This window comes from Streptomyces sp. NPDC096339 (genome assembly GCF_044762985.1).
Taxonomy (GTDB): domain Bacteria; phylum Actinomycetota; class Actinomycetes; order Streptomycetales; family Streptomycetaceae; genus Streptomyces.
Genome location: NZ_JBIWFI010000031.1, coordinates 63,973 through 84,937, shown reverse-complemented (window position 1 = coordinate 84,937; position 20,965 = coordinate 63,973). Strand labels below are relative to the sequence as shown.

General features: G+C 67.5%; 21 protein-coding genes and 4 pseudogenes. 10 read left to right on the top strand and 15 right to left on the bottom strand.

All coding sequences use genetic code 11. From position 1 onward, the window contains the following. Positions 1 to 68: 68 nt before the first annotated feature. From ACIQ5Y_RS30280 to ACIQ5Y_RS30265, 4 genes and pseudogenes are all read right to left on the bottom strand, one after another. Positions 69 to 488 (bottom strand): RacP protein, encoded by a 420-nt coding sequence (locus ACIQ5Y_RS30280; protein ID WP_403887388.1) that lies wholly within the window; start codon positions 486 to 488, stop codon positions 69 to 71. A 2-nt stretch (positions 489 to 490) separates the two neighbouring features. Continuing rightward, a complete protein-coding gene (locus tag ACIQ5Y_RS30275; RefSeq protein ID WP_403887385.1) occupies positions 491 to 1,600 on the bottom strand; it encodes a DUF6192 family protein in 1,110 nt (369 codons plus the stop codon). Between the two features lie 524 nt (positions 1,601 to 2,124). Next, positions 2,125 to 2,866: pseudogene (locus tag ACIQ5Y_RS30270) on the bottom strand (transposase); the annotation flags it as partial. A 141-nt stretch (positions 2,867 to 3,007) separates the two neighbouring features. Then, the gene (locus ACIQ5Y_RS30265; RefSeq protein WP_403887382.1) at positions 3,008 to 3,310 is read right to left on the bottom strand and encodes a ferrous iron transport protein A; all 303 of its coding nucleotides are present in this window, start codon (positions 3,308 to 3,310) and stop codon (positions 3,008 to 3,010) included. Positions 3,311 to 4,620: 1,310 nt separating this feature from the next. Between ACIQ5Y_RS30265 and ACIQ5Y_RS30260 the strand changes: the two are divergent. From ACIQ5Y_RS30260 to ACIQ5Y_RS30250, 3 genes and pseudogenes are all read left to right on the top strand, one after another. Next, positions 4,621 to 5,370 (top strand): annotated as a pseudogene (locus ACIQ5Y_RS30260) (transposase family protein). Positions 5,371 to 5,495: 125 nt separating this feature from the next. After that, positions 5,496 to 6,329: a hypothetical protein gene (locus ACIQ5Y_RS30255; RefSeq protein ID WP_403887379.1), complete on the top strand. Its 834-nt coding sequence runs from the start codon at positions 5,496 to 5,498 to the stop codon at positions 6,327 to 6,329. Positions 6,330 to 7,003: 674 nt separating this feature from the next. Further along, entirely contained in the window at positions 7,004 to 7,291 is a 288-nt protein-coding gene (locus ACIQ5Y_RS30250; RefSeq protein WP_403887376.1) for a hypothetical protein, read from the top strand. Between the two features lie 131 nt (positions 7,292 to 7,422). Here the strand turns inward: ACIQ5Y_RS30250 and ACIQ5Y_RS30245 are convergent. Continuing rightward, positions 7,423 to 8,190: pseudogene (locus ACIQ5Y_RS30245) on the bottom strand (transposase). A gap of 73 nt (positions 8,191 to 8,263) precedes the next feature. On the opposite strand from ACIQ5Y_RS30245, the gene ACIQ5Y_RS30240 reads away from it, so the two are divergent. Next, on the top strand, positions 8,264 to 8,644 hold the full coding sequence (locus ACIQ5Y_RS30240) for a hypothetical protein (RefSeq protein ID WP_403887373.1): 381 nt from the start codon (positions 8,264 to 8,266) through the stop codon (positions 8,642 to 8,644). Positions 8,645 to 8,695: 51 nt separating this feature from the next. On the opposite strand, the gene ACIQ5Y_RS30235 is transcribed toward ACIQ5Y_RS30240, so the two are convergent. Then, positions 8,696 to 9,013: a hypothetical protein gene (locus ACIQ5Y_RS30235; protein ID WP_403887370.1), complete on the bottom strand. Its 318-nt coding sequence runs from the start codon at positions 9,011 to 9,013 to the stop codon at positions 8,696 to 8,698. Positions 9,014 to 9,656: 643 nt separating this feature from the next. Between ACIQ5Y_RS30235 and ACIQ5Y_RS30230 the strand changes: the two genes are divergently transcribed. Next, the gene (locus tag ACIQ5Y_RS30230; RefSeq protein ID WP_403887367.1) at positions 9,657 to 10,079 is read left to right on the top strand and encodes a hypothetical protein; all 423 of its coding nucleotides are present in this window, start codon (positions 9,657 to 9,659) and stop codon (positions 10,077 to 10,079) included. 240 nt (positions 10,080 to 10,319) lie between these two features. Continuing rightward, positions 10,320 to 10,601 (top strand): DUF3027 domain-containing protein, encoded by a 282-nt coding sequence (locus ACIQ5Y_RS30225; protein ID WP_403887364.1) that lies wholly within the window; start codon positions 10,320 to 10,322, stop codon positions 10,599 to 10,601. Positions 10,602 to 10,993: 392 nt separating this feature from the next. Here ACIQ5Y_RS30225 and ACIQ5Y_RS30220 read toward each other — a convergent pair whose 3' ends face one another. The 5 genes and pseudogenes from ACIQ5Y_RS30220 to ACIQ5Y_RS30200 all read right to left on the bottom strand — a co-directional run bounded on the left by ACIQ5Y_RS30220 (position 10,994) and on the right by ACIQ5Y_RS30200 (position 14,902). Continuing rightward, entirely contained in the window at positions 10,994 to 11,158 is a 165-nt protein-coding gene (locus tag ACIQ5Y_RS30220) for a hypothetical protein (RefSeq protein ID WP_403887361.1), read from the bottom strand. A 307-nt stretch (positions 11,159 to 11,465) separates the two neighbouring features. Beyond that, positions 11,466 to 11,647: pseudogene (locus ACIQ5Y_RS30215) on the bottom strand (XRE family transcriptional regulator); the annotation flags it as partial. A gap of 98 nt (positions 11,648 to 11,745) precedes the next feature. Next, entirely contained in the window at positions 11,746 to 12,921 is a 1,176-nt protein-coding gene (locus tag ACIQ5Y_RS30210; RefSeq protein ID WP_403887358.1) for a damage-control phosphatase ARMT1 family protein, read from the bottom strand. Between the two features lie 45 nt (positions 12,922 to 12,966). Continuing rightward, positions 12,967 to 13,584, bottom strand: a complete 618-nt coding sequence (locus ACIQ5Y_RS30205; protein WP_403887355.1) for an AAA family ATPase — start codon at positions 13,582 to 13,584, stop codon at positions 12,967 to 12,969. Positions 13,585 to 13,684: 100 nt separating this feature from the next. Next, positions 13,685 to 14,902 carry a hypothetical protein gene (locus tag ACIQ5Y_RS30200; RefSeq protein WP_403887352.1) on the bottom strand — a complete coding sequence of 406 codons (1,218 nt, stop codon included), beginning with the start codon at positions 14,900 to 14,902 and terminating at the stop codon, positions 13,685 to 13,687. A 601-nt stretch (positions 14,903 to 15,503) separates the two neighbouring features. Here ACIQ5Y_RS30200 and ACIQ5Y_RS30195 point away from each other — a divergent pair. The 3 genes from ACIQ5Y_RS30195 (at position 15,504) to ACIQ5Y_RS30185 (ending at position 17,270) form a co-directional block, all read left to right on the top strand. Continuing rightward, complete coding sequence (locus tag ACIQ5Y_RS30195; RefSeq protein WP_403887349.1) at positions 15,504 to 15,962, top strand: hypothetical protein; 459 nt, start codon at positions 15,504 to 15,506, stop codon at positions 15,960 to 15,962. A 338-nt stretch (positions 15,963 to 16,300) separates the two neighbouring features. Further along, on the top strand, positions 16,301 to 16,429 hold the full coding sequence (locus tag ACIQ5Y_RS30190) for a hypothetical protein (RefSeq protein WP_403887346.1): 129 nt from the start codon (positions 16,301 to 16,303) through the stop codon (positions 16,427 to 16,429). 337 nt (positions 16,430 to 16,766) lie between these two features. Then, positions 16,767 to 17,270 (top strand): transposase, encoded by a 504-nt coding sequence (locus ACIQ5Y_RS30185; RefSeq protein ID WP_403887343.1) that lies wholly within the window; start codon positions 16,767 to 16,769, stop codon positions 17,268 to 17,270. 24 nt (positions 17,271 to 17,294) lie between these two features. Here the strand turns inward: ACIQ5Y_RS30185 and ACIQ5Y_RS30180 are convergent, their stop codons facing one another. The 4 genes from ACIQ5Y_RS30180 to ACIQ5Y_RS30165 form a co-directional block, all read right to left on the bottom strand. Further along, positions 17,295 to 17,465: a hypothetical protein gene (locus ACIQ5Y_RS30180; protein ID WP_403887340.1), complete on the bottom strand. Its 171-nt coding sequence runs from the start codon at positions 17,463 to 17,465 to the stop codon at positions 17,295 to 17,297. A gap of 151 nt (positions 17,466 to 17,616) precedes the next feature. Continuing rightward, positions 17,617 to 17,817, bottom strand: a complete 201-nt coding sequence (locus tag ACIQ5Y_RS30175; RefSeq protein ID WP_403887337.1) for a hypothetical protein — start codon at positions 17,815 to 17,817, stop codon at positions 17,617 to 17,619. Between the two features lie 293 nt (positions 17,818 to 18,110). After that, entirely contained in the window at positions 18,111 to 18,626 is a 516-nt protein-coding gene (locus tag ACIQ5Y_RS30170) for an RICIN domain-containing protein (RefSeq protein ID WP_403887335.1), read from the bottom strand. Positions 18,627 to 18,988: 362 nt separating this feature from the next. After that, positions 18,989 to 19,819, bottom strand: a complete 831-nt coding sequence (locus ACIQ5Y_RS30165; RefSeq protein ID WP_403887332.1) for an SDR family oxidoreductase — start codon at positions 19,817 to 19,819, stop codon at positions 18,989 to 18,991. 159 nt (positions 19,820 to 19,978) lie between these two features. Between ACIQ5Y_RS30165 and ACIQ5Y_RS30160 the strand changes: the two genes are divergently transcribed. Continuing rightward, positions 19,979 to 20,929, top strand: coding sequence for a cupin domain-containing protein (locus ACIQ5Y_RS30160; RefSeq protein WP_403887330.1), 951 nt, complete (start codon positions 19,979 to 19,981; stop codon positions 20,927 to 20,929). The last annotated feature ends 36 nt before the right edge of the window (positions 20,930 to 20,965 follow it).

The following is a 20,965-nucleotide window of genomic DNA, read 5'->3' as shown; positions in this document are numbered from 1 at the left end:
TTGTCCCGGGGGAACTCGAAGCGAGGGGCGGCTGGCCCGGTGGTCGGGCTGGCCGCCCCCTCGCGGGGTCAGGCAGTTGCGATGAGGTCGAGGGTGGATTCGATGGAGTTGAGCTGGGCGACGATGTGGCGTACCCACTTGTCGCCCGGGTGGGCGGCGGCGTGGGGTGCGACGGTGCCGGTGATGAACCGGCGGAACGCGGTGAGTTTCTCGTTGATCACCGCGCGTTCGTAGGCTTCGAGGGCTGCTCGTTCGGCTCCGAGCTGGTAGCCGCTCTCCCTGGTCCAGATCAGTGGCGGCCATCCGTTGGCCGCGATGATGTCGCGCAGGCTCGCCAGCCCTGCCCGTACTTGGCTCGGTGAGAGTTCGCTGGCAGCGGTCAGCTGGTGGAAGAGGAGCCCCGCAGGGCGGGCCTCGAAGAGGATGAAGCGGAGTGTGTCGGCGTGCCGCTCTGCGGCCTGGCCCCGGCGCCGTGACGCGCGGGGCATGGCTACTGGCCGCTCAGGAGGCGGGCGAGTTCGCCGTCGACGTCGACCTTGCCGGTGTCGACCGCGGTCTCGATCCAGTCAAGGGTCGCCCTCACCCTTGATACGTTCTCGTGGACGATGACGCGTTCGTCCTCGCCGAGCTGGCGGTCCCGCAGACCCGGAACGGTGCGGCCGGCCGAAGCGACGAAGGAGTGGCAGGCCGCGACCAGGTCGATGAACTCCATGGTCCGTTCGATCCTGCGGACCGCCGGCGCGACCGGACTGGTGCGCTCGAAGTGCTCACGGGCCTGGCGGCCCCGCTCGACCTGGGCGTGATTGACCTGGTGGCGGGCCGTGTCATCGGACATGGCCTTGAAGGCCACGTCCGGCCTGCGCAGGAGGCCGGTGGTGACCTCGGTGGCGACCGACTCGTCGCGGGTCAGTTCCTCAACCGCCCGGACCTTGTCCTCCCGGCTGACCTGGGCCGCGACCGTCGGACGCCTCAGCAGCCCGGTAGTCACCGCCGCGGCAACCTTCTCATCGCGGGTCAGCTCCTCCACAACCTTGACCTTGTCCTCGGCACTGACCTGGGCGGCCACCGTCGGCCGGCGCAGAAGCTCCGTGGTCACCACAGCGGCGACCTCATCGTTCCTGGCCAGGGCATGGATCGCGCTGACCTTCTCCTCCGGTGTAACCGGCGTCTCGACCTGGCGGCCGACCCGGCGGGACGCCTCGTCCGGCGTCCACCTCGGCTTGCCCTCCGGTGGCGTCCCGATGACCGCGAACCGCTCCTCCTCGCTCTCGATCTGGGCGAGGATCCGGTGGACCTTGAACGAGACATCGGGCCTGCGGTGCTCCTGCGGCCACCGCGAAGCCGTCCACCTCGCGGACGCGACCGTGCCGTAGGCCAGCCCGATGTCTGCGGCCAACTTGACCAAGGAGTCACGGACGAGCGGAGTCCTCTCGCCGGCGACCCGCCCACCGAAGTCACGGATCGGCTCGATCTCAAGCGAGCGGTCCCCGATGACGAATTGACCCAGGGGCTGGGCCCCAACTACTTCGCGCAGTTCAGCAACGATCTGCTCGTATCGCTGCTGGCTGACGCTTCCGACCTCGTTGTGATCTTCGGGCATGTGTGTCACCACCCAGAGCGGGCCGGGCACGGTTCTCAAGGCCGTGACGGAACGCAGCCCGCTGCCCTCACAGCGTCAGACCGGAAAACCTCTCATCGCAACAAACTCCATAGAACTGGATGAAATTGGACATAGCGTGAGCGGATGGGCGTTCACGCTGCGGTTACCGTGACCGTTCACCGAACGATTCGTTCCGGACCCGCCAAGCCCTCACCTTGCACCGGCCCGAGCAGTAGAGGGCGTTCGACCGCCGGTCCAACCCGGCGATCCACCGTGTCCCACAGACACCGCACTCCACCACGCCGGCCCCGTCCCGCACCGCCGCAAGCCGCTTCCGCAACCTCTGCTGGCGACGCCATGACCTGGAACGACAGGCTGACGAGCAGAACACCGCACTCGGACTGGCCCCGGGCGCCAGAGCTTCATCACAGCCCCGGCACCGACGCTCACCAACCCGTACAGCACCAGCTGACACCCCACCAGATTAGGCCGTCCGTCCAGCCAAATCAGGGGATCGCAAACAAGTACTTGGGCGGCCGGCCGTTGACCCCGTGCATCCGCGGTGGTTTCGGCAGACGCATCACGCGGTCGGAGCGAACCTGGCCGACCAGCTCGACCGGCAGGTCGCGAAGGACCCAGGCCAGGCGGGTGACGTCATAGCCCGCATCGCTGACGATCACGATGGCCGGGTCCCCGGCCCGCCACTGACCTGTGGCAATGAGACGTTCGACGACATCCCGCAGCTGGGCTGCGGTGATCGCGGTCGCGTCGTCCGCCGGGCCGAGCCGGACCGTGTCCAGGATCGCGGTCCAGGACGTGGCACCCGGCTCCAGCACGGCCACGAAGGAGTACGGCCAGCCAGGGATGAACTGCGACGCCGTCTTCGCCCGGCCGTAGACGTGGCCAGAACAGCCGCTCCGCCGAGCACGGCGCGTCCAAGCGAAGCCACGGCGACACATCGACCGCCAGGACCAGGCGCCCGCCGTCGAAACGCGGCAGCGACAGCCCAGCCAGCACGGTTCGCAGCCGGCCGAGGTCGATCCGGCCGTGATTCAGGCCGCCGTACATTGCTCCGTGCCCACGACGGTGCTCGGGCAGCAGTGTCAGGTCCACCGGGGACTTCACCACACCGTCCGCACACAACACGGCGTCGGCGAGCTCGAACAACTCGTCGCGCCGGGCGGTCAGGCACTCGTGGAACTCGCCCCGGAGGCGTGACGCTTCCGCGAACGCTTCCCTCCGAACAGCAGCAGGCAGCAGACTCACCTTACGGCCTTCGTCGTGGTCACGTGCACCTTGGTCGGAGCACATGATCAGACGAAGGCCGCCCCCACGTCCGACGAACCCCCAGGTGAGCGACCCAGTTCGACAGACGATTCGAGCGCGGCAACATGACCTGCGGAACGTCTATGCTTCGGGCTCCGACTCGGTCCTCAGGTACCGGCCCCAGATCTGGGCCTTGCGATAGGGGCCGTCCCCGGCGCTGTCGTACTGCGGGGAGTCGCAGGTGACCCAGTACAGCAACTCGCCATCAAGCGCCTGGGCATGTTCGTTGGGTTCGGGTGCACCCATGGCATCGACCGTTCCGGCAAACTCGGCCTGCCAAGGACCATCCCAATCCAGGGCACGAACGACCACGACCCGGCTACCCGGTCCCAGCGCACCCGCCAGCCATGTCTGATTCAAGGGACGACCGAGGATGTGCTCCATCACCTGACGGTCATCTACGTCCATAGGAACAGAGCCGGAACTGTCTCTCATGCCACCCACTCTGCCCGCACCACTTCAGGAGCGCCAGAAGATAAAGAACAAGCTCAGGCAGCGCACTCCGCTCCCCCACCACCACACACTCCACGACCGGGAAGACCTCCACAGGCCCCAGCTTTCCCGTCCGCCACACCCACCATGGATAAGAAGCACCATTTCCGTGGCAGTGGACACCGTGGTGGTGTACCGCCCCATGACAGCGGCAACCACCCCACCAAGCACCGCTTCCATGTCAGCAACCGACGCGGCTCCTGGTCATACGACCAGCACGAACGCCCTGACTGACGGACCGTCACTGCCAATCCCCCACTGACACCAAACCGGCGCATCGCATCACAGGTCCCGGATCACGGGCGTCCTGAGCACAGCCTCCAACCCGGCCCACTCAAAGAGGCAGACAGCCAACACGGCATGATCAGTGGGGCCCGACAGCTCCCACTGATTGCTGGACGAGCGGAATCCGACCTCCTCTCCCCGCTGGACAAGACGGAGGCTGCACGCACGAGGCACGATCCGGACATCGATCGCGGGTCCTTCGTACCTGACCGAACGGCGGGAGCGCCGCAGCGCGGACGCGCCCGTGAAACGGAACGGTTCCCCGTCCACCTCGCCATCGAAACCCTTCCGGATCCGCCACCGCATCAACAGTGGCTCCGCCACGAGCCGGTGAACCTTGAGCATGGCTTCCCCGTCCCGCAGTGACACCGTCCAGCTCTCCACCGCATCGGCATGGTCCTCCGGACGCGTCCGTGGGCCGCGTTCCCGGATCAGGGTCACCTCACCACAAGGAGTAGTACACCTCGCATACACCTCGGCAGCGATCGCCGGCGTCCTCCACACCGCGAACGGCTTTCCCCTACTCACGCGAAAGCTGCCCATACACGCCCCCCAACCGCTCACTTCTCAACGCCGACCACGCCAGTATCACGGGCACTACCGCACAGCGTCATACGCACGTACGGAAACGCAAAGGAATCCACTCGTCCCCAGTGCCGAGCAGCCCACTCGGCAAACACGCACCACATACCGAGGACCGGTGAAACCGCGCAGTACGCAACCAACCTGCACAACCAGGCCCCACGCCCAACCATCCGTAGGTCAGACGGCTTCCGCACCCAAAAAGTGCGCAGAATCAGTGAGCTCTTTCAGCGTGGCCACTGATCGGGTGACGGGCCGGTGTCCCGCAACGCACAAGGCTCCCGTGCCGTTGAGAGAGGTGTTCGACGTCTCAACTCATCAGCACAGGAGCCTTGTTGGTTCCCTATCCTGCCGCACTCGACCTGCCTCACGCCCTGGTCGAGTGGGTATCCATGCTCATCGTCACCCGCGAGGGTGACCGTTGATGCAAGCTCCCGCCTCACCAGCGTGCGCTCGTGGGCCTGGTCTACCTCCGCCGCCACGACACGCTCGCGCAGATCGCCGCCGGCTTCGGCATATCCGTCGGTACCGCCCACGCCTACGTCACAGCCGTCGTCGATCACCTGTACCGCCGCGCACCCAGATTGCTGCGGGTCCTGCGAGAAGCCGATCCTGATCACGTCCTGCTCGACGGGACGCTCGCCGAGTGCGACCGCGTCGGCGACAGCCGGGCCGACTTCTCCCAGAAGCACCGCCGTCACGGTGTGAACGTGCAGGTCGTGACCGATCCCGCGGGCAAGCTGCTATGGATCTCACCCGCACTGCCTGGCCGCACCCATGACCTCACCGCGGCCCGCACTCACCGAATCATCCGCATCTGCGAACGCCAGGGCGTTCCCATCCTCGCCGACCGCGCCTACATCGGGGCCGGCTCCTGGGTGACCACACCGATCAGACGGCTTCCTCATCAGGACCTCACCGCAACCCAGCAGACAATCAACCGGGCCCTGTCCGCAGCGCGAGCACCGGTCGAACGAAGCATCGCACCACTGAAGTCCTCGCGTGTCTTCCGCCGAGCCCGCTGCAGCCCCAACCGCATGACCCTCATCGCCGCAGCCATCCTCACCCTGGAGCGTCAACGCTGAAACGGCTCACTGAGCGCGTGCCTCGTCAGGAACATGTTCGGCGTGCGGCCGCGATCGCGGTGTAGATCCTGGGCGCCGAGAGCCTGAGGCCGGACGAGGTCACTGCTGCGCGGTTCCGCGACAGCGTGAAGCCGCCGCCGAATTTGGCCGGTCGATGGCCAATGGGGTTGGGTGTGCATGTCAATGAATCCGATCATGGTCCGATCTTCTTCGGGCATGATCAGGGCATCGGAGGATTCCGGGTGAAGGCTGTAGCACGGGGGGCCGCTGTCGCGGCGGTAGTGGCGCTTGCCCTGACCGGGTGCAAGGACGGAAGCACTCCGGCGGAAGGCTCGGCGAAGGGCAGCCCGACCGCGGGAGGGATGACGGCAAAGCCGCCCGCCAAGGAAGGCGGAGGGTCATCGGCACCCGCCGACGGCAAGGGCGTGACGCCGAACTTCCCGCCGGTCTGGGTGGACACGACGGGCCTGTACTCCGCACTCCCGTCCGACGGCAGCATCGGCGACGTCATGGTCGGCGGTGATCGAGTCGTGGTCCAGGGCAACGATGTGGTCAAGGGCTGCCCCGAGCTGACGAAGTCGCCGTGTCCCGGGATTCAGGCGATCGGGAACAGGGACATGGAGGCCCGGGGCTCCGCAGACCGGGCACGGGTGGAGTTCACCCTTTTCACTTTCGCCGCGGCGAAGGACGCGTCCACGACGATGAAGAACCTGGCGGAGCACGAGCGCAAGAAGAGAGCGGAGGACGGCGAGCCGGCGAAGCCGGTGACGGTGGACGCCGGCGCAGACGAGACCGAGGCAATGCAGGACGGCGACAGCTTCGATGTCGTCATGCGCATCGGCGCCGTCGTGGCGCACCTCCGCGCGAGCGACACCGAGCTCCGCAACGTGGAGTATGCGGCAAAGGTCCAGATCGCCCGCGTGAAGTCCGTCTCGAACGGCATCAACCCGGACCGCTGACCCGCCGGACGGTTCGCGAAAGGCTCCCCGGCCGGCACCCGAAGTATCGGCCGGGGGCTCTCGTCGGGGCGGCACCCTTCCCGGATCCGGGAACCGCTGCCGACCACGCCCCTGACGCCGCGCAGGCGCGGACGGCTGCCGGTGCGCAGGCACCGCCGGCTCCGCCGGGGCGGCCTGGCCGGGCGCGGGCCCGGACGTGGTGGTGGAGCGGGACCTGCTCCCTCGATGGTCGCAACCCCCGGGGCCGAGCCGGGAAACTAGGCGAATGATCGAACGTCGCGTCCTGGGCACCGGCCCGCGCCCCGCAACTCCCCTTGCACAGCCCGCAGCCGTCCGCCGGGCCCGTCTCGCCGCCGAGCCGGCCGAGGCGCCGCCCGCGGCCGCCGAGGAACCTGCGGCGGCGCCCCGCTCCCCCGGCCGACGCCGCCTGGGACCGGGACGGGCACAGGCACACACTGACCAGCCGTCACTGGCCGGGGCCGGCTGACTGCCTGAGGCGGCCCGGCGGTACCGCCCCCGAAAGACCGGGCACCGGGCCTCACCCACGCACGCCATATCGGCACGGGCTGCCCCGACCCCAGACCCGAACCTCGCGCCGTAACCAAGATCAAGCCGAAACGTTCTTGTGATCAGAACCTTTTCCCAGGACTGCCATGAACGAACGGAGCAACTTGATGCGTGCGACGAAGCTTGGAGCAACCATGCTGCTGGCCGGTGCCGCAATCCTCTGTGGCGCCAACGCGGCCACCGCGGACACCGGACCGCTCGACCCCTCTCCGAACGGCTTCGCCATCGACGCTGCCGCGCCCGTCATGGCGGAAACCACCCAGCTCGTGGGCTCCATGGGTGCCCCCCTCGCCAACACCACCGTCCCCTGCCTCGCACCATGGGCCAGCCAGGGCCTCGACATCAACCAGCAATACTCCGCCTGCAACACCGGAAACGTGGAAATGCACAACTGACCGCCCCGCACCGCACTCGGTACGCAGAGCCTCCACTCCGAACCAGGCCACAAGGTCTGACGGCCTAAGGCTTGTCCCGTAATGATCTTCGGGCCGGTCGAAAGTGATCGGTCTTGTGTGGGACCGCTCGTTTATCCGGCGAGGGTGAGGTTGTGCAGTCGGGCGATGCCGAGCATGGCGTGGTGAACGCCGTCGCCTTTGAGACGGCAGTCGCGGAAGATCTTCCAGGTCTTCATCCGGGCGAAGACGTGCTCGACACGGGCCCGTACTTGCTTGTGGGACTTGTTGTGGGCTTCCTTCCAGGCGGGCAGCTCCTCGCCCGTGCGGCGCCGGTGGGGCATCACCAGTCCGGTGCCCGGGTAGCCGCCGTCCGCGATGGTCATCGTCTTGCCGACGGCAGCCTTCGCGCCGGATTCCTCCCACGCCTTGCAGTCGTTGCGGTTACCCGGCAGCGGCCGCCCGACCACGACGACCAAGCGGGTGTCGGCGTCGACGACGATCCGGTGGTTGGTCGAGTACCGGTAGTTCTTGGACTGCTCGGCCACTGCGTGATCACGGGTGGGGACCAAGGTGCCGTCCACTATGAGCACGGTGTCCTTCGCGAAGCGGCGCCTGGGCTACAGCGCCGGCTTCGGGCCGAGATGGCCGATGACTCGGTCAGCTGCGGACTTGGAGATGCCGAAGAGCGGGGCGATCTGCCGCAGCGTCAAGTTCGTGCGCCAGTAGGCCGCGACCAGCAGGATGCGGTCCTGCAGCGGCAGTCCCCAGGGGCGCCCTCGTTGGGCCTCGACCCTGGTCTCACGGCGGACTGCGGTCAGCAGCTTGCCGAAACGGCGAGGGCTCAGCCCGGTGAACGGGGCTATCCAGGACGGCTCGGACGCCGTGATCACACCAGCCACACGGTGATCATTCCAGTTGCGGCCTCTCCTTCCCACAGCCGATCCTGTGTGCTCGGCCAATGAGGAGTACACGGTGGGACTGGTTCTGTTCCCAGGAGACCACAACATCGACAGCCCGGACATCTCCTGGTCCTACACCGGCTTCGGAATGTTCCGGAAATGGCTGGCGCAGATCGAGGGGTTCACCCTTGCCGAGATGCGCGGCTTCGGCGGAGAGCGTCCCTGGAGCGAAGTCTCCACTCCACTGACACCGCTTCTCGACCACCCTGACGACGATGGCCACCTCACGCCGGCACACTGCGCTGCGATCCTGCCCCGTCTCAGCGAGATCGCTGGGCAGCTGCAGGATGACCGACTCGATCCGGTCTGGCAACGCCGCATCCAGGACGTCCGCCAGCTGGTCGTCGTCCTACAGTTCTGCGTGGCGAGGGACGTCGACTTGCTCTTCGGCTAACCACCGGACGGTGTTACCCGCCCACGCCCACCAATCCTTACGGGACAAGCCTTAGCGAGCGTTGGCGTTGCCCAGTTCGACAGCCAACGCAGCCATGTCCCGCAGGTGCTTGTAGTACTCGGACGCGCCGTCATCATCATCGATCGACGGCAGGACCTTCTCAATGGCCTCAAGGCAAACAAGCAGGATCTCGCGGCGCTTCCCATCAAGAGGCCCTGACAGCGACGAGACGACACCGCCAGCGATATACGAGTCGAGCAACACCATATCTTCGCCTTCGATCTCTCGACCGCGCATGTGTGGTGGGAATGGCGCGCGCATGTGCTCTTTCCACATCCGTGAGAGCCGTTCCAGTTCCGATTCACTCATGTTCGCGATCATGCCCTACAGGCCAGACTCTGCGGGAGAGAGCTCTCGCAGAGCCGCCGGATGACCGCTCGAACCTCCTCGGCCACGGCCAGGCAGCGTGGCTGCCGACGCGCTGGTGCTGCCAGATCTGTCGTGAACAACTGCTGTCCGTTCTCCGTTCACGCCCCCGGCCGCGGCCACGATGGCCGTGCACATCTTCGGCACCCAGGCGAGAGGCAAGTTCAACACGCCGTACCGCGGCTGGTACGGCGAGTACTCCGCCGCTTCGGTCACCGTCCCGACGTCCTGACCTGTGGGTGCCCCGGCCCCGACACCGGGGCACCCCCGACCGGGGGGGCCGCCCCCAGGCGCCGGCAGGCACGGTTCCGGCACGTAACCCTGGCGGTCGGCCTCGGGGGTGCGGCGACGTCCTCGCCGCACCCCCGGAACCGTACGAGGCGAACCACCCGGGATTCCGGGGCACAGAGCCGCTGCGCACGATCTACCATCACCTGACCTCCCGTCCCACGGCTGGATCAGCGCCGGGTGTCCGCGGCAGCCGCGGTGGGCGTGAGTTCGAGTGTGGAGGCCCGGCCGGGGTGATCTCCGGGCGGTTTGGGTATCAAGCCCACGGGTGGCTGGCTAGTGAGGGGGCGGACTTCGAATGGGGGCAGCGGACGAGCAGGACCGTGAGGACGGGCAAGGCTGGTTGACGACGGCCGAAGTCCGGCGAATCTGGCCGCAGATCAGGCCGAGCAGCATCAGGGCGGTAGCGCGGGCCAACCGTGTACGTACCTCGGGTGCGCCCTCCCCGGACCTGACCCGCGAGCCGACCTACCACGCGGCCGACGTGCGCCGCGTGGCCGCGCGGATCGCCCGGGGTGAGGCCGATGTCGCGCCCTGGCAGCGTGCCGACTCCGACACCGCGCGCGACGATGCCACACCCGGCCCACCCGTTCGCCAGCCCGTTCGTTGGGGGCCCGAGAACGTGCCGGGGCTGGTCCTGCTGGCCATCATCGTGGTGCTGATCCTCTGGGGCCTGACCTCTGGCGACAACCACGGCACGGGAACGGTCTTCGTGCGCTGAGTGCCCCGCTGGTCGACCCGACGACGCTCTCTATCCGCATCGCTCCAGTCTGCCGATCAGAAGAGACTCGTCGATCGCTCTCACGGAATGCGTTCCAGAACCCCGCAGTCACCTACGCAGCCAGCCGCCGACGACAGCCGGCAGTGGTGCGCCGGGCATCGCAAGAATCAGCTGGTGGCCCAGTCTCGGTTCTGTGCAGATTGACCTTGCGAATCCGGGGAGAGCGTTGGGGGTTGGGTGATGGGTGGCACGCCCTGGACGGGTGACGATCGTGGCCACAACGATGTGGTTCACGCGCGCTGGCTACGACTGCTGAACCGGTCCACTGGAGAACCTGACTATCGAGACGAGTGGTACTACGAGCAGTGCGGTGGGTGCCGGTTCTGGATCGCGCTCAGTGGAGAGCTCGGCCAGGACTGGGGCGCTTGCACCAACGCCGGGTCAGCATTCGACGGGCGGCTGCGTTTCGAGCACGACGGCTGTGAATCCTTCACCGACCGCGAGGACGGAACATTCGGCTGACCACTGCTTCAGAGCAGCAGTGGTCCCGGCTGCGTGAGACCACCCGTCGCAAGGCGATCCCGCGCATCGCAAACCCTGCCACACCATCGACGCACACGCCGCAACCCTCGCCTCCCAAAGACAGCGACAGCCCAGCAAGCCGAGCAGTAGGCCCTCCCGCAAGCCCACACACACGCGACAGCAAACCTTCAACGGAAAACGACACCCGCCTTCAGTAGAAAAACGACACCCCACAACCCTCCCACCAGCCAAAACCCCTACTGAAAGCCCTGTCACCAACCACTGAAACCCACACGTCGCGCATCAGCAAACGGCGACACAGGCGACGGTGACGAGCGGCCCAGCCCACCCACTGAAGCCGCCGACGCGGGCGCCAACCATGGGAGCTCCGCCTACCCGTGACAGGCCGGCAGGAACTCGATGCCCTCCGGTGTCCCGTACTCGACCACCGCAAGATAGGCCCGGGGAATGCTGCACCCGACCTCGGTCCACTGGTACGCGAACACGCTCCACCCCACGAACGCGAGCACCAGGACAGCGCGCCAAGTCTTCGCCATGGGCGCTTCATCCCCATCCCACCGCAGGACGACACGCTTCCGGCACGAGGTGGCGAGAAGCGGCGCGTGGGTAGCCCAGAAGGCGTGCAAAGACGTCCTCGACAAGGGCTCCGGAGTCGTGTCCCATACGTGCCTGCCATAGCGATGTGCACCCAAATGAGCAGGCACTACGCCAAAAATGTCAGCGCGGAATCGGCAAGCACTGTCAGCACCGAAGCTCCAGCCACACGCCCTCGACCAGAGACAACCCCAGACAGGACACTGACACCTCAACGCCGAACACCACTGACAGACACACGCAGATCATCACGGCCCGCGCGGCACGGGCCTGCCTGAGCGCCGGCCCGAGGGCATGTACGTCCTCGCCCAGGGCCTCGGTAGTCAGCAGCGCCCTGGGGTACGGCCGAGGTTGACCCACCGCTCGACGCTCTTGGGGTCGACGCCCGTGACGTTCGCCAGCGAGGCACCGGTCCAGCCACCGGAGGCCATCTCGGCCCGTGACCGCTCGTTCTGCCTAGGGACGTTACAGGCCGCAGGACGCGCCGTAGCGCGCAATCCTGGAGCGCTATCGGCGTCACTCCTCCTGCTCAGCGCCTGACCTGGATCAGCGCGTGCGTACCGCTGGTGCGCCACCGCTGCTCGTGGGCCTTGACGAGGGTGGCCTCGGTCTGATCGTCCAGCCCGACGACGACATCGGACTTCAGGGTGCGCAGCGCGGCCACCGGGCTCGGGAAGTAGGCGGTGCGATCGGCGAAGGGCGTGGTGGCGGGCCAGCTCCGATCGCCTACCAGGCGACGGTAGTTCAGGTCGCCTTTCATCAGGGTCAGCGTGACTTCGGAGAACTCCCCCCGCAGGTCGTCTGGCATGTCCGCGTACGGAAGGGGGGCGCAGGAGAAGGCATGGGAGCGGAGGGCCAGGCGGCCGCTGCTCAAGGCCGACCACAGCCGCTGCCCGGCCCCTGTTTCGGCGCTCCGCATGGCGGTGAGCCGGCGCAGGCATTCGATCACATCGGCGGTCGTGGCGTCGGAGACGTAGTACGGGTACGGCTTGACATGCAGGACGACCTGCTCGGCGTGGCGATGGCTCAGCAGATGGTCGACAAGGAGGAGATCGGCGAGGAGCTCACGTCCGGAGTTGTCCGCCACCACGCACACCGTGGCCGGACTTCCCTCCGGCAGCAAAGTCCACAGCAGCGCTGACTCGTCCGCGACCAGACCCCCGCCACCGGTCTCCGTTGTGGAGGTTCCCGAGGTGATGTGGAAGCCGAGGTCCGCGCGGTTGCCCCACAATGAGCCGAGGAGCAGTGCCTGGGCCTGGGCCTGCGCGTCGGCCGGACGCAGCTCGGGGTGGTCGAGTACGGCTGGCTCCTCGTCGGCCTCCACGGTGCTCAGTTCCGCCTGCTTGAACGGACCGAACGGGTCGATCCCCCGCCAGGGCCCGTCCTCGAAGTAGCCGACCGCTTCGAGCAGCTTGCGGTAGAAGTAGCTCTCCGCCCACAGGAAGGGCACATCGAACCACGACCGGCCGAAGTGGCCACGTCCCCATACCGCCCAGCGGGCGGCGTCGTGCGCATCATCACCGAGCGGTTCGATCACTCCCTGCGTGATCTGCGCGAGCAAGGTGTCAAGCGCGCGGTGCCGAGCGGGATCGTACGGGAAGGCTCCACGCACCTTCTTGATGAGCGCCGGATGCCTTACGGCCAGCACGCCCCACGCGAAGGAGCCGGGCTCATCGCTCAGGATGACGGACGCGTCCGGGGTCACTGCCGCGCCCCCGGCAGTACTGCCGCCACGACACGCAGTCGGCCCTCACGCCGGGCCGGGCCCGGTGAACCGCTGCGCGAAGCGTGCGCAGGCGGTTGCCAGGGGCCGCAGGGCGGTGTCGCATTCCTCGTCATTGGCAATCTCCACATAGTCGTCCGCGGCACGACGATAGCCTTCCAGCAGCCGCTCGATGACCACCTGGCGCTCGGCGATGTAGTGCGCGGGCAAGTACCGGCCGTTGGTGGCCTGCCGGGCCGCCGCACGGCGCGCAGCGGTCTCCGGGGATGTTCTCAGCCGTACCACGGCTGTGCGGTAGTGGAGCGCTGTGCGCGCGTACTCCAGCAGCTCCACGTGTCCGGGACCCGCGCCACTGTGGTCGAGAACGACCGTGGCCCTGGCTTGGATCAGTTCACGCAGCAGTGCGTACCCGGCGTCCCTCGCCGGCAGTTCCCACCGGCGGAACGCCTCCTGTCGGTCGGTGGCCCGGCGGTACTCGGGAACAGCCTCCATCAGTTGGTCGAAGGCCACCAGCGTGGGGGAGAGCGGACTCAGCTCCCTTGCCAGCAGCGCTGCGACAGTCGACTTCCCGGCGCCCGGAACCCCGAGCAGGTGGACGAGGACGGGCTCGTCGACGCTCTTGGCGCTGTCGAGGACGCGCAGCACCTCTCGTCGCAGCAGTTCCTCCAGATGCCCGATGGCGCTCGCCGGAATCGGGAACTCCCCAGCCGGGCCGGCTGCCGGTGTGGCGGTGTCGCGGGGAACACTATTCGTTGTTGTGCACCCGGTCGAAGATCCGTCGGAACTGCTCGACGCACACCCGCTCGAAGTGCTCCAGGTCCGACCAGTAGTAGATGAGCTTGTTTCCGACATCGAAGGGCACCTCCGTGCCGTGCCGCGCGGTGAGCAGGTGGGGCTTGTCGTTGAACACCCCGTCCGCGAAGCCCAGTTCGTAGAAGACATTGGGATTGGGTGCTCCGCCGGGGTCGATCGGGGTGAGCTCTCCCATGATCACACCGCAGTTGCGGATCATGCTCCACATCTCCCGGTGGATCTCCCTGGTCCCGAAGATGTGCTGGTCGATACGGACGGCCGAGGCATGGGGATAACGGTTGGGAGCGCTTGCGGAAACCGTGGCGATGGCGCGCTCGATGATGCCGAAGAGGTGGTTCTGCGTCGCCCGCTGTTCGGCGGTCCGGCCGTATGGGAACGCGACGAAGACGCGATAGGGGTAACTGAAGAACTTCTCGACGTTGTCCAGAATGCGGAGGAGTCCGCCGACCTCATCCGGAGCGTAATCCTGTTCCACCTCGGGCATCTCATGTCCGAGCACATAGGTGATCCGTTCCAGAGCCCTGCTGTTGCGGCGGGCGTAGGAGCGCAAAATCGTACGCTGGGCCTCGCCACCGCAATAGGGAAGCGGAAGCAATTTCATCCGTTCGAGCGCGGTCTGGTAGAAGGTCCCGCTGGCCTTCCCCCCGCCGACCGCCACCACCAGGTCGACCTCCCGGGCGCCGGTGTCCGTCAACATGTTCATCAGGTATTTCGACCGGAACAGTTCATAGTCACGTCGGCCGTCGATCTCGTACCGCCGGACGACGCCGGTGTTTATATGGTCCGCGATCCGTGTGCCGGCGACCACGCGCTCCCGGACCGGCGTCCAGGCCAGTGTGTTGCGTTCCCTGCTGCCGTTGAGCATGGGTTCGCTGATGTCGAGTTCGACATGGGCCGCGGACGTCGGATTCACCACCGCCGACTCGAGGAATCCGCGCATCGCATGGTAGTCGGCGGTCTCCTCGAAGAGGAAACGGCAGTGTTCCGGGTTCGCACCGAGCGTTCCGTCCGGATTCCGTACGACGCTCTCCAGGCCATCGACCTCGGGGCGCGCCTGCTTGAGCAGATGGTCGTTGCTCCACCCCACCCGGAGGATATGGCCCGTCCGCTGCACCCAGGCACCGATCCCGGCACAGATCTCGGCGAACACGGATTCGTTGGTGAATCCATGGATATGGAGCTCCTGATTACGGAAGCTCCCGACGACCGCTAATCGGCGTTGCAATCCACCCCCCATTGCTCCGCAGACCTCAACGGAACGCTCCGAAAAATGCTAGCACCGCAGCACGCCGCAAGGAATGCACATCGGGCAACCGCCGGCCTCGATCATTCGCTTGGGCACGCCGGACCTTGCGTCAAGGGTTGCCCCGCAACCGGCAGGGCTAGAGCGGCTTGAGGCAGGCGGAGCTGGTGTGGGCAGATATGTGGAGTGGCCCATTTGGAGTGACGGTCTTGGGGGGACAGGTGGGACGCAGCAGGCTTCCTGTGGCGAACGCAGGCAAAGGCGATCTTTGTCTCTTCATCGAGCCGTACGGTGAGGACTTCTACCTGAAGCCCGGGGTTTGACCGCCCCCTGCGGCAAGGGCGGCACGGCAGGCACCGGAGGCCACGGCGGAGGCTGCGGAGGGGGCGGAGGGGGCGCCTACGGAGGCGAAGCCCTCGTACAAGACGGTGCCGGCGGCACAGGTGGCACAGCCGGCGCGCCCGCCGGCACACCCGGCACCAAGGGCCTGGACGGCACGACCAAGAGCGTGAACACCAAACGGTGCACCAAGCTGACGCCCGACTACCCCGGCCCCGACGGAACCGACAGTGCCACCCCCGAAGCCGGAGGCGCCGGAGGAGAGGGCTCCTCGGGCAAGGGCGTCACCGGCAAGGAACACCGCCCCAGCCCAGAATGGGCCGGCGACGCAGGCGCCGGCGGCGCCCCGGTGGCCGATGGGCCCGGCGTGAAGGCACGGCACTTCCTCGACGGCGTTGAAGGCGCCTGGGCGTACGGCGGAGGAGGCAACGGCGGATTCGGCGGTGTAGGCGGCTACGGGGGCGACGGGGGCAGAGGCGGATGCCTCGACAACAGTGCTGGCACCGCCTCCGACCAATGCTCCGCCGGCCAAGACGGCTTCGGCAGCAGACCAGGCAGCAACGGCCAAAACGGCGCCGCCGGCCAACACGGAGCCATCGTCATCCTCTGGACCCGACCCAAGACCTGACCCACCACCAGCCCGCACACACCGGCGCCCCGCGCCACGTGGGGCCGCCCCACCCAATAGGCGGGTGGGAGGGCACCAACGCCCCACACAAGGATGAACTGAACCGTTCTGACTTCTCTACCGCTCCGTTGTGAGCCATCAGAGAGGATCGGACACGTGCCCAAGAAGATCGACCCCGCGCTTCGGAGCCAGGCTGTGCGTCTGGTGACCCAGCACCGTTCGGAGTACTCCACCGAGCGTACTGTCCATGTCCAGGTTGCCGAGTCGCTCGGTGTCTCGCGTGAATCCGTGCGGCGCTGGGTGGCCAGCACGAGATCGACACGGGCGTCACTGCGGGCGTGACCAGCGACGAACGCGAGGAGCTCAGGCGGTTGCGGGCGGAGAACAAGCGGCTGCGCGAGGTCAACGAGGTACTGAAGTCGGCGACGATTTTCGTCGCGGGGGAACTCGACCCCCGAAACCGCTGATCGTCGCCTACGTCGACCAGATGAAGGCCGTCGGTCATACCGTCGAGTCGATCCTCACCGCCCTGAACAGCGCGGGACTGAAGATCGCGGCACGAACCTTAAGGGCCTGCCGCGCCCCCGTGGGGCCGGTGAACGGGCCCGCGGCCCGGGGACCGTAAGTGACGCCCTGGTCGAGGAAGCCATCCGGTCGCTGGCCTTCACCACCAACGGTGCTGGGCAGCGTGTGCCGGCTCCTGAGGGTCTCCATGGCCGGCGCAAAATATTGGCTCTCATCCGCCGCACGGTGCTGCCCGGGGCCGGGTTCGGGGCGGTTGACCGGGCCATGCGCTCGCTCGGCATGGCCGGCGTCGTGCGCGGGAAGAGACCCAGAACGACCGTTCCCAACCCGGCCGCCACGAGGGCGGCGGACCTGCCGAACAGGGACTTCACAGCCCCGGACCCTGATGAGAAGTGGACCACCGACTTCACTTACGTCCGCACGTATCAGACGTTCACCTACGTGGCGTTCATCGTGGACTGCTTCTCCCAGAAGATCGTGGGCTGGCACGCGTCGGTGAAGCGGGACGTGGAGCTGGTCGACGTGCCACTCAGGATGGCCCTTTGGCGTCGTGGCCACGAAGGCACCCTTGTTGGCCGGGACCAGCTCATATGTCATTCGGATGCGGGCTCGCCATACACGAGCCTGCGCTTCACCGAGCGTCTTCGCCTCGAGGGCATCAGCCCCTCGGTCGGGAGCGTCGGTGACGCCTACGACAACGCCCTGGAACTCCTCGCCGACGTCCGCGTCCACCTCACCGCCCGCAGGACGGACCACCTCGCATACCCGAGGCTCGCCGGCTGACCCACCACAGGCCCCGGCGGCACATCAGCGGGGACGTTCCGGGCCCAGCAGGTGGTGTGGGCAGCTGGTCTCGGGCATGAGGCCGAGCATGTCCAGCAGCAGTGCCGGACCGGCCGCGTCAGCAGCCCGGGCGGCCACAGCCTGCCGCGCGGCCGCGTCTCCCGTCGCGGACGTGGCCAGGAGCCGATTCGTCACTGCGGAAGGGATCCTTCACCCGGCCGATCCCACCACACCCCGACGCCCCGACGCGGTACGCAGCCGAACTGTTCCACCTGGCCCAGGACCGGCAAGTCCGAGAGCGCGGGCCGCCCCGGCCAGAGGACCGCAGCTGCGGCGGGCCGGCTTGTCAAGTGTGCAGGCAGCTGTTGGCGTCTTCCCGGTCGCCCACGCCCTCGTCATTGAACCAGTAGTCACCCGCTGTCAGGTAGCGGAACGAATGCGTGCTGCTGCTGGGCAATCCGACCGTCCCCGCCCGCTTGCCGTCCATGCGCCGCTTGAGCAGGTGGACACCGGACTGCCAGTCGTTGAAGTCCCCCACCACACTCACCGGGCCGGGCCGCTTCTCCGTGGACCACTTCCTTCCGGTCCTGCGTGAGTCCCGGCCCCGGTACTCCGTGCTCGCGGTGGTGCTGGGCGTCGTCGCGGGATTCGTCGTCCTGCTCATCCGGGACTGACGACCGGGGAGAACGCCGGACCAGCGGCCCCCGCCACATCAGCGGCCGCTCACACCCACAGGACGTTCCCGCCCCCGTGTGCGGGAACGTCCTGCGCTGCAGCAACTGTGCAGCGACGCGCCTCGACGCGGCCTGCGTCGAGGCCTCGCCAAGGGACGTCAGGAGGTCAGACGAACATCCACCGCTGGTCGTCGTAGTTCTCATCACAGGTGTACTGGAAGGCGCGGCTTCCGTCGGCGCCGCCCTGGACGACCAGGCACTTTCCGCTGTTGACGTTCTGCAGCAGCCACCCGTAGCCCGTGCCGATCAACCGCCACAGCTGATCCCGGTAGTTCGCGCAGTCGTACTGGAACGCGCCGTTTCCGTTGGCGAGCCCCTGGACGACGAGGCACTTTCCGCTGTTCGAGTTCGTCAGGTGAAAGGTGCCCGTGCCCCATTCGTCGACTGTCCACAGTTGGTCGGCGTAGCCCAAGCACTTGTACTGGTAGGCAGCGCTGCCGTTCTGGCTGCCCTGGACGACCAGGCACGAGTCGCTGTTCCAGTTCTTCATGGAGTTGGGCCCGCCGCCGAAGTAGTCCGCAGAGGCCGTGCCGGCGGAGCCGACCAGGGCGATCGCGGCCAGGGCGGTAGCGGTTGCGGTTGCTCTGACAGCGCGGCGTGCTCTACGCCAGGACTGGATCATGCGTCATCTCCCGGAAAGTGAATCTCCAGACCTCGGTCTGTGCGCGGCGCGCCGACCTGGCCGGATCCGGACTCGCCGAATTACGGCAAATCCTCGAAAACCGCCGCTCCTTGGTGCGGCTCGACGACTCTATGACCGCATGGACGGCAGCACTGTGCGGAGCGCGCAGGCCTCGTTGATTCTGCGTGCGAGTCCGCGTGGACGAGCCCAACGTCACCACCGCGGGCCGACGACAGCCAGGAGGCCGCCCAGCCGCCCGGCCATCCGGTCGTACCCTAAGAAGGGCAGGGAGCTGCCGGCCTCGCGGGGAGAGCCGGGGCCGGCAGCACACGAGTGCGGTACACGAGAAGGCGAGTGGTCGCTCAGGCTGCGGGGGTGTTGCCCTGGGCCTCGACGGCGATGTCCTGCCAGTCGGCCCAGGTCTTGAGGCGGTCGGCGTAGACCTGCGGAAGCATGTCGTTGCCCTGAGTGCCGAAGAAGACCCGCAGCGGCGGGTTGTCGGAGTCGACGACCTTCAGCAGTGCGGTGCCTGCGGCAGCGGGGCTGCCGAAGTCGAGGGTCTGCATGAACGTGCCGAGCGCGTCGCGCACGCCGTCGTAGACGGGGATCGGGTCGGCCCAGACGGCGGAGGAGCCTCCCCAGTCGGTGGCGTACGCGCCGGGCTCGACCAGCGTGACCTTGATGCCGAGTCCGGAGACCTCCTGGGCGAGGGATTCACTCAGGCCCTCCAGCGCCCACTTCGAGGCGTGGTAGCCGCCCACCAGCGGCCAAGAGGCGACGCCGCCGGTGGAGGAGATCTGGACGATGTGCCCGCTGCCCTGCTCGCGCAGGTAGGGCAGGGCGGCCTGGGTGACCCACAGGGCACCGAACAGGTTGGTCTCCAGCTGGTCGCGCAGCGCCTGTTCGGTCAGCTCCTCGACGGCGCCGAAGAGGCCGTAGCCGGCGTTGTTCACGATCACGTCGAGGTGGCCGAAGTGCTCCACGGCCCGTTTGACGGCCGCGTTCACCGCGGCCCTGTCGGTCACGTCCAGGTCGAGTGCGAGTACCGCGTCGCCGTACTCGGCGACCAGGTCCGACAGGGTTTCGGCATTGCGGGCCGTCGCGGCCACCTTGTCCCCGCGGGACAGGGCCGCCTCGACGAACTGACGGCCGAAGCCACGCGAGGAACCGGTGACGAACCAGATCTTGCTCATGTCGCTCTCCACGATCGAAATCATTGGGCGGGGAGCCGGTGCGCTTCCCTGTGACACTGACTCTATGAGCGACACAGCAGCTCTCAAATGACAGGAACTCTCAGAAAACTTGACTCATCGTCTCAATGCGAGTGAAGGAGGGTCAGGTATGTTCCAGGCATGGATGTTCTTGGGGATGTACTGGCGACCACCGGGTTCAAAGGGGTGCTGCTCGCCCAGCTCAGGGCCCGCGGGTCGCATTGGGGATGCGGTCTCGAACAGGCCGGCACGGCCGGGTTCCACCTGATCGCGGAGGGGACCTGCTGGCTGCGTGTCTCGGGGCAGCCGACGCAGCAGCTGGTGCCCGGGGACATCGTCCTGCTGCCACACGGCGAACCCCACCATCTGGCCGGCGGACCCGAACAGGCCGCCGTGCCCTACGCGGAGCTGGAGGCCGCACACCCGGCGGACCGCGACGGCGTCGTGGACCTCGGCGGCGACGGCCCCGCCGTCCGCGTCGTCTGTGGCAAATTCGAGTACGACGGCAACGCCTCCCAGCACCCGGTCCTGTCCGCCCTACCCCCGGTGATCCATATCCCGGGCATGAGCGCCGACTCCGAACTCCAGGGCGTCATCCGGCTCCTGGCAGCCGAGACCACGCGCAAGCGGCCCGGAGCACGAGCCGTCGCCGCCAGCCTGACCGACATCCTGTTCGTCCAGGTCATCCGCGCCTGGCTCGACACCACGGCGGCCGACCCGCGGTCCGCACCGCAGTCCTGGCTGATGGCCCTGCGCGACCCCCGTATCAGCGCCGCGCTCTCCCTCATTCATGAAGCCCCGCAACAGCCCTGGACCGTGGAGAGCCTCGCCCGCGACGTGTCGATGTCCCGCCCGGCCTTCGCCCGACAGTTCAAGCAGCTGGTCGGCGTCTCACCCCTCGCCTATCTCTCCCGCGTACGGATCGCCCTGGCCGCCCGGCTCCTGCGCAACACCGACCACCTGGTCTCCGACATCGGCGAAGCAGTCGGCTACACCTCGGAGTTCGCCTTCTCCCGCGCCTTCGCCCGCGAACGGGGCCTGCCCCCCGGCCGCTACCGGCGCACCAGGCCGGCTCCCGCAGCATCCGGATGAGACCGCGGAGCCAAGGCCACCATCCCGGTCCCAGCG

What these genes read in the sequence shown, in the direction of transcription:
- ACIQ5Y_RS30165 (WP_403887332.1), bottom strand. Translation starts at nt 19,819, where the DNA reads ATGAGCAAGATCTGGTTCGTCACCGGTTCCTCGCGTGGCTTCGGCCGT.
- ACIQ5Y_RS30250 (WP_403887376.1), top strand. Translation starts at nt 7,004, where the DNA reads ATGCGTGCGACGAAGCTTGGAGCAACCATGCTGCTGGCCGGTGCCGCA.
- ACIQ5Y_RS30225 (WP_403887364.1), top strand. Translation starts at nt 10,320, where the DNA reads ATGGGTGGCACGCCCTGGACGGGTGACGATCGTGGCCACAACGATGTG.
- ACIQ5Y_RS30235 (WP_403887370.1), bottom strand. Translation starts at nt 9,013, where the DNA reads ATGAGTGAATCGGAACTGGAACGGCTCTCACGGATGTGGAAAGAGCAC.
- ACIQ5Y_RS30280 (WP_403887388.1), bottom strand. Translation starts at nt 488, where the DNA reads ATGCCCCGCGCGTCACGGCGCCGGGGCCAGGCCGCAGAGCGGCACGCC.
- ACIQ5Y_RS30160 (WP_403887330.1), top strand. Translation starts at nt 19,979, where the DNA reads ATGGATGTTCTTGGGGATGTACTGGCGACCACCGGGTTCAAAGGGGTG.
- ACIQ5Y_RS30220 (WP_403887361.1), bottom strand. Translation starts at nt 11,158, where the DNA reads ATGGCGAAGACTTGGCGCGCTGTCCTGGTGCTCGCGTTCGTGGGGTGG.
- ACIQ5Y_RS30275 (WP_403887385.1), bottom strand. Translation starts at nt 1,600, where the DNA reads ATGCCCGAAGATCACAACGAGGTCGGAAGCGTCAGCCAGCAGCGATAC.
- ACIQ5Y_RS30170 (WP_403887335.1), bottom strand. Translation starts at nt 18,626, where the DNA reads ATGATCCAGTCCTGGCGTAGAGCACGCCGCGCTGTCAGAGCAACCGCA.
- ACIQ5Y_RS30185 (WP_403887343.1), top strand. Translation starts at nt 16,767, where the DNA reads ATGGCCGGCGTCGTGCGCGGGAAGAGACCCAGAACGACCGTTCCCAAC.
- ACIQ5Y_RS30230 (WP_403887367.1), top strand. Translation starts at nt 9,657, where the DNA reads ATGGGGGCAGCGGACGAGCAGGACCGTGAGGACGGGCAAGGCTGGTTG.
- ACIQ5Y_RS30265 (WP_403887382.1), bottom strand. Translation starts at nt 3,310, where the DNA reads ATGGAGCACATCCTCGGTCGTCCCTTGAATCAGACATGGCTGGCGGGT.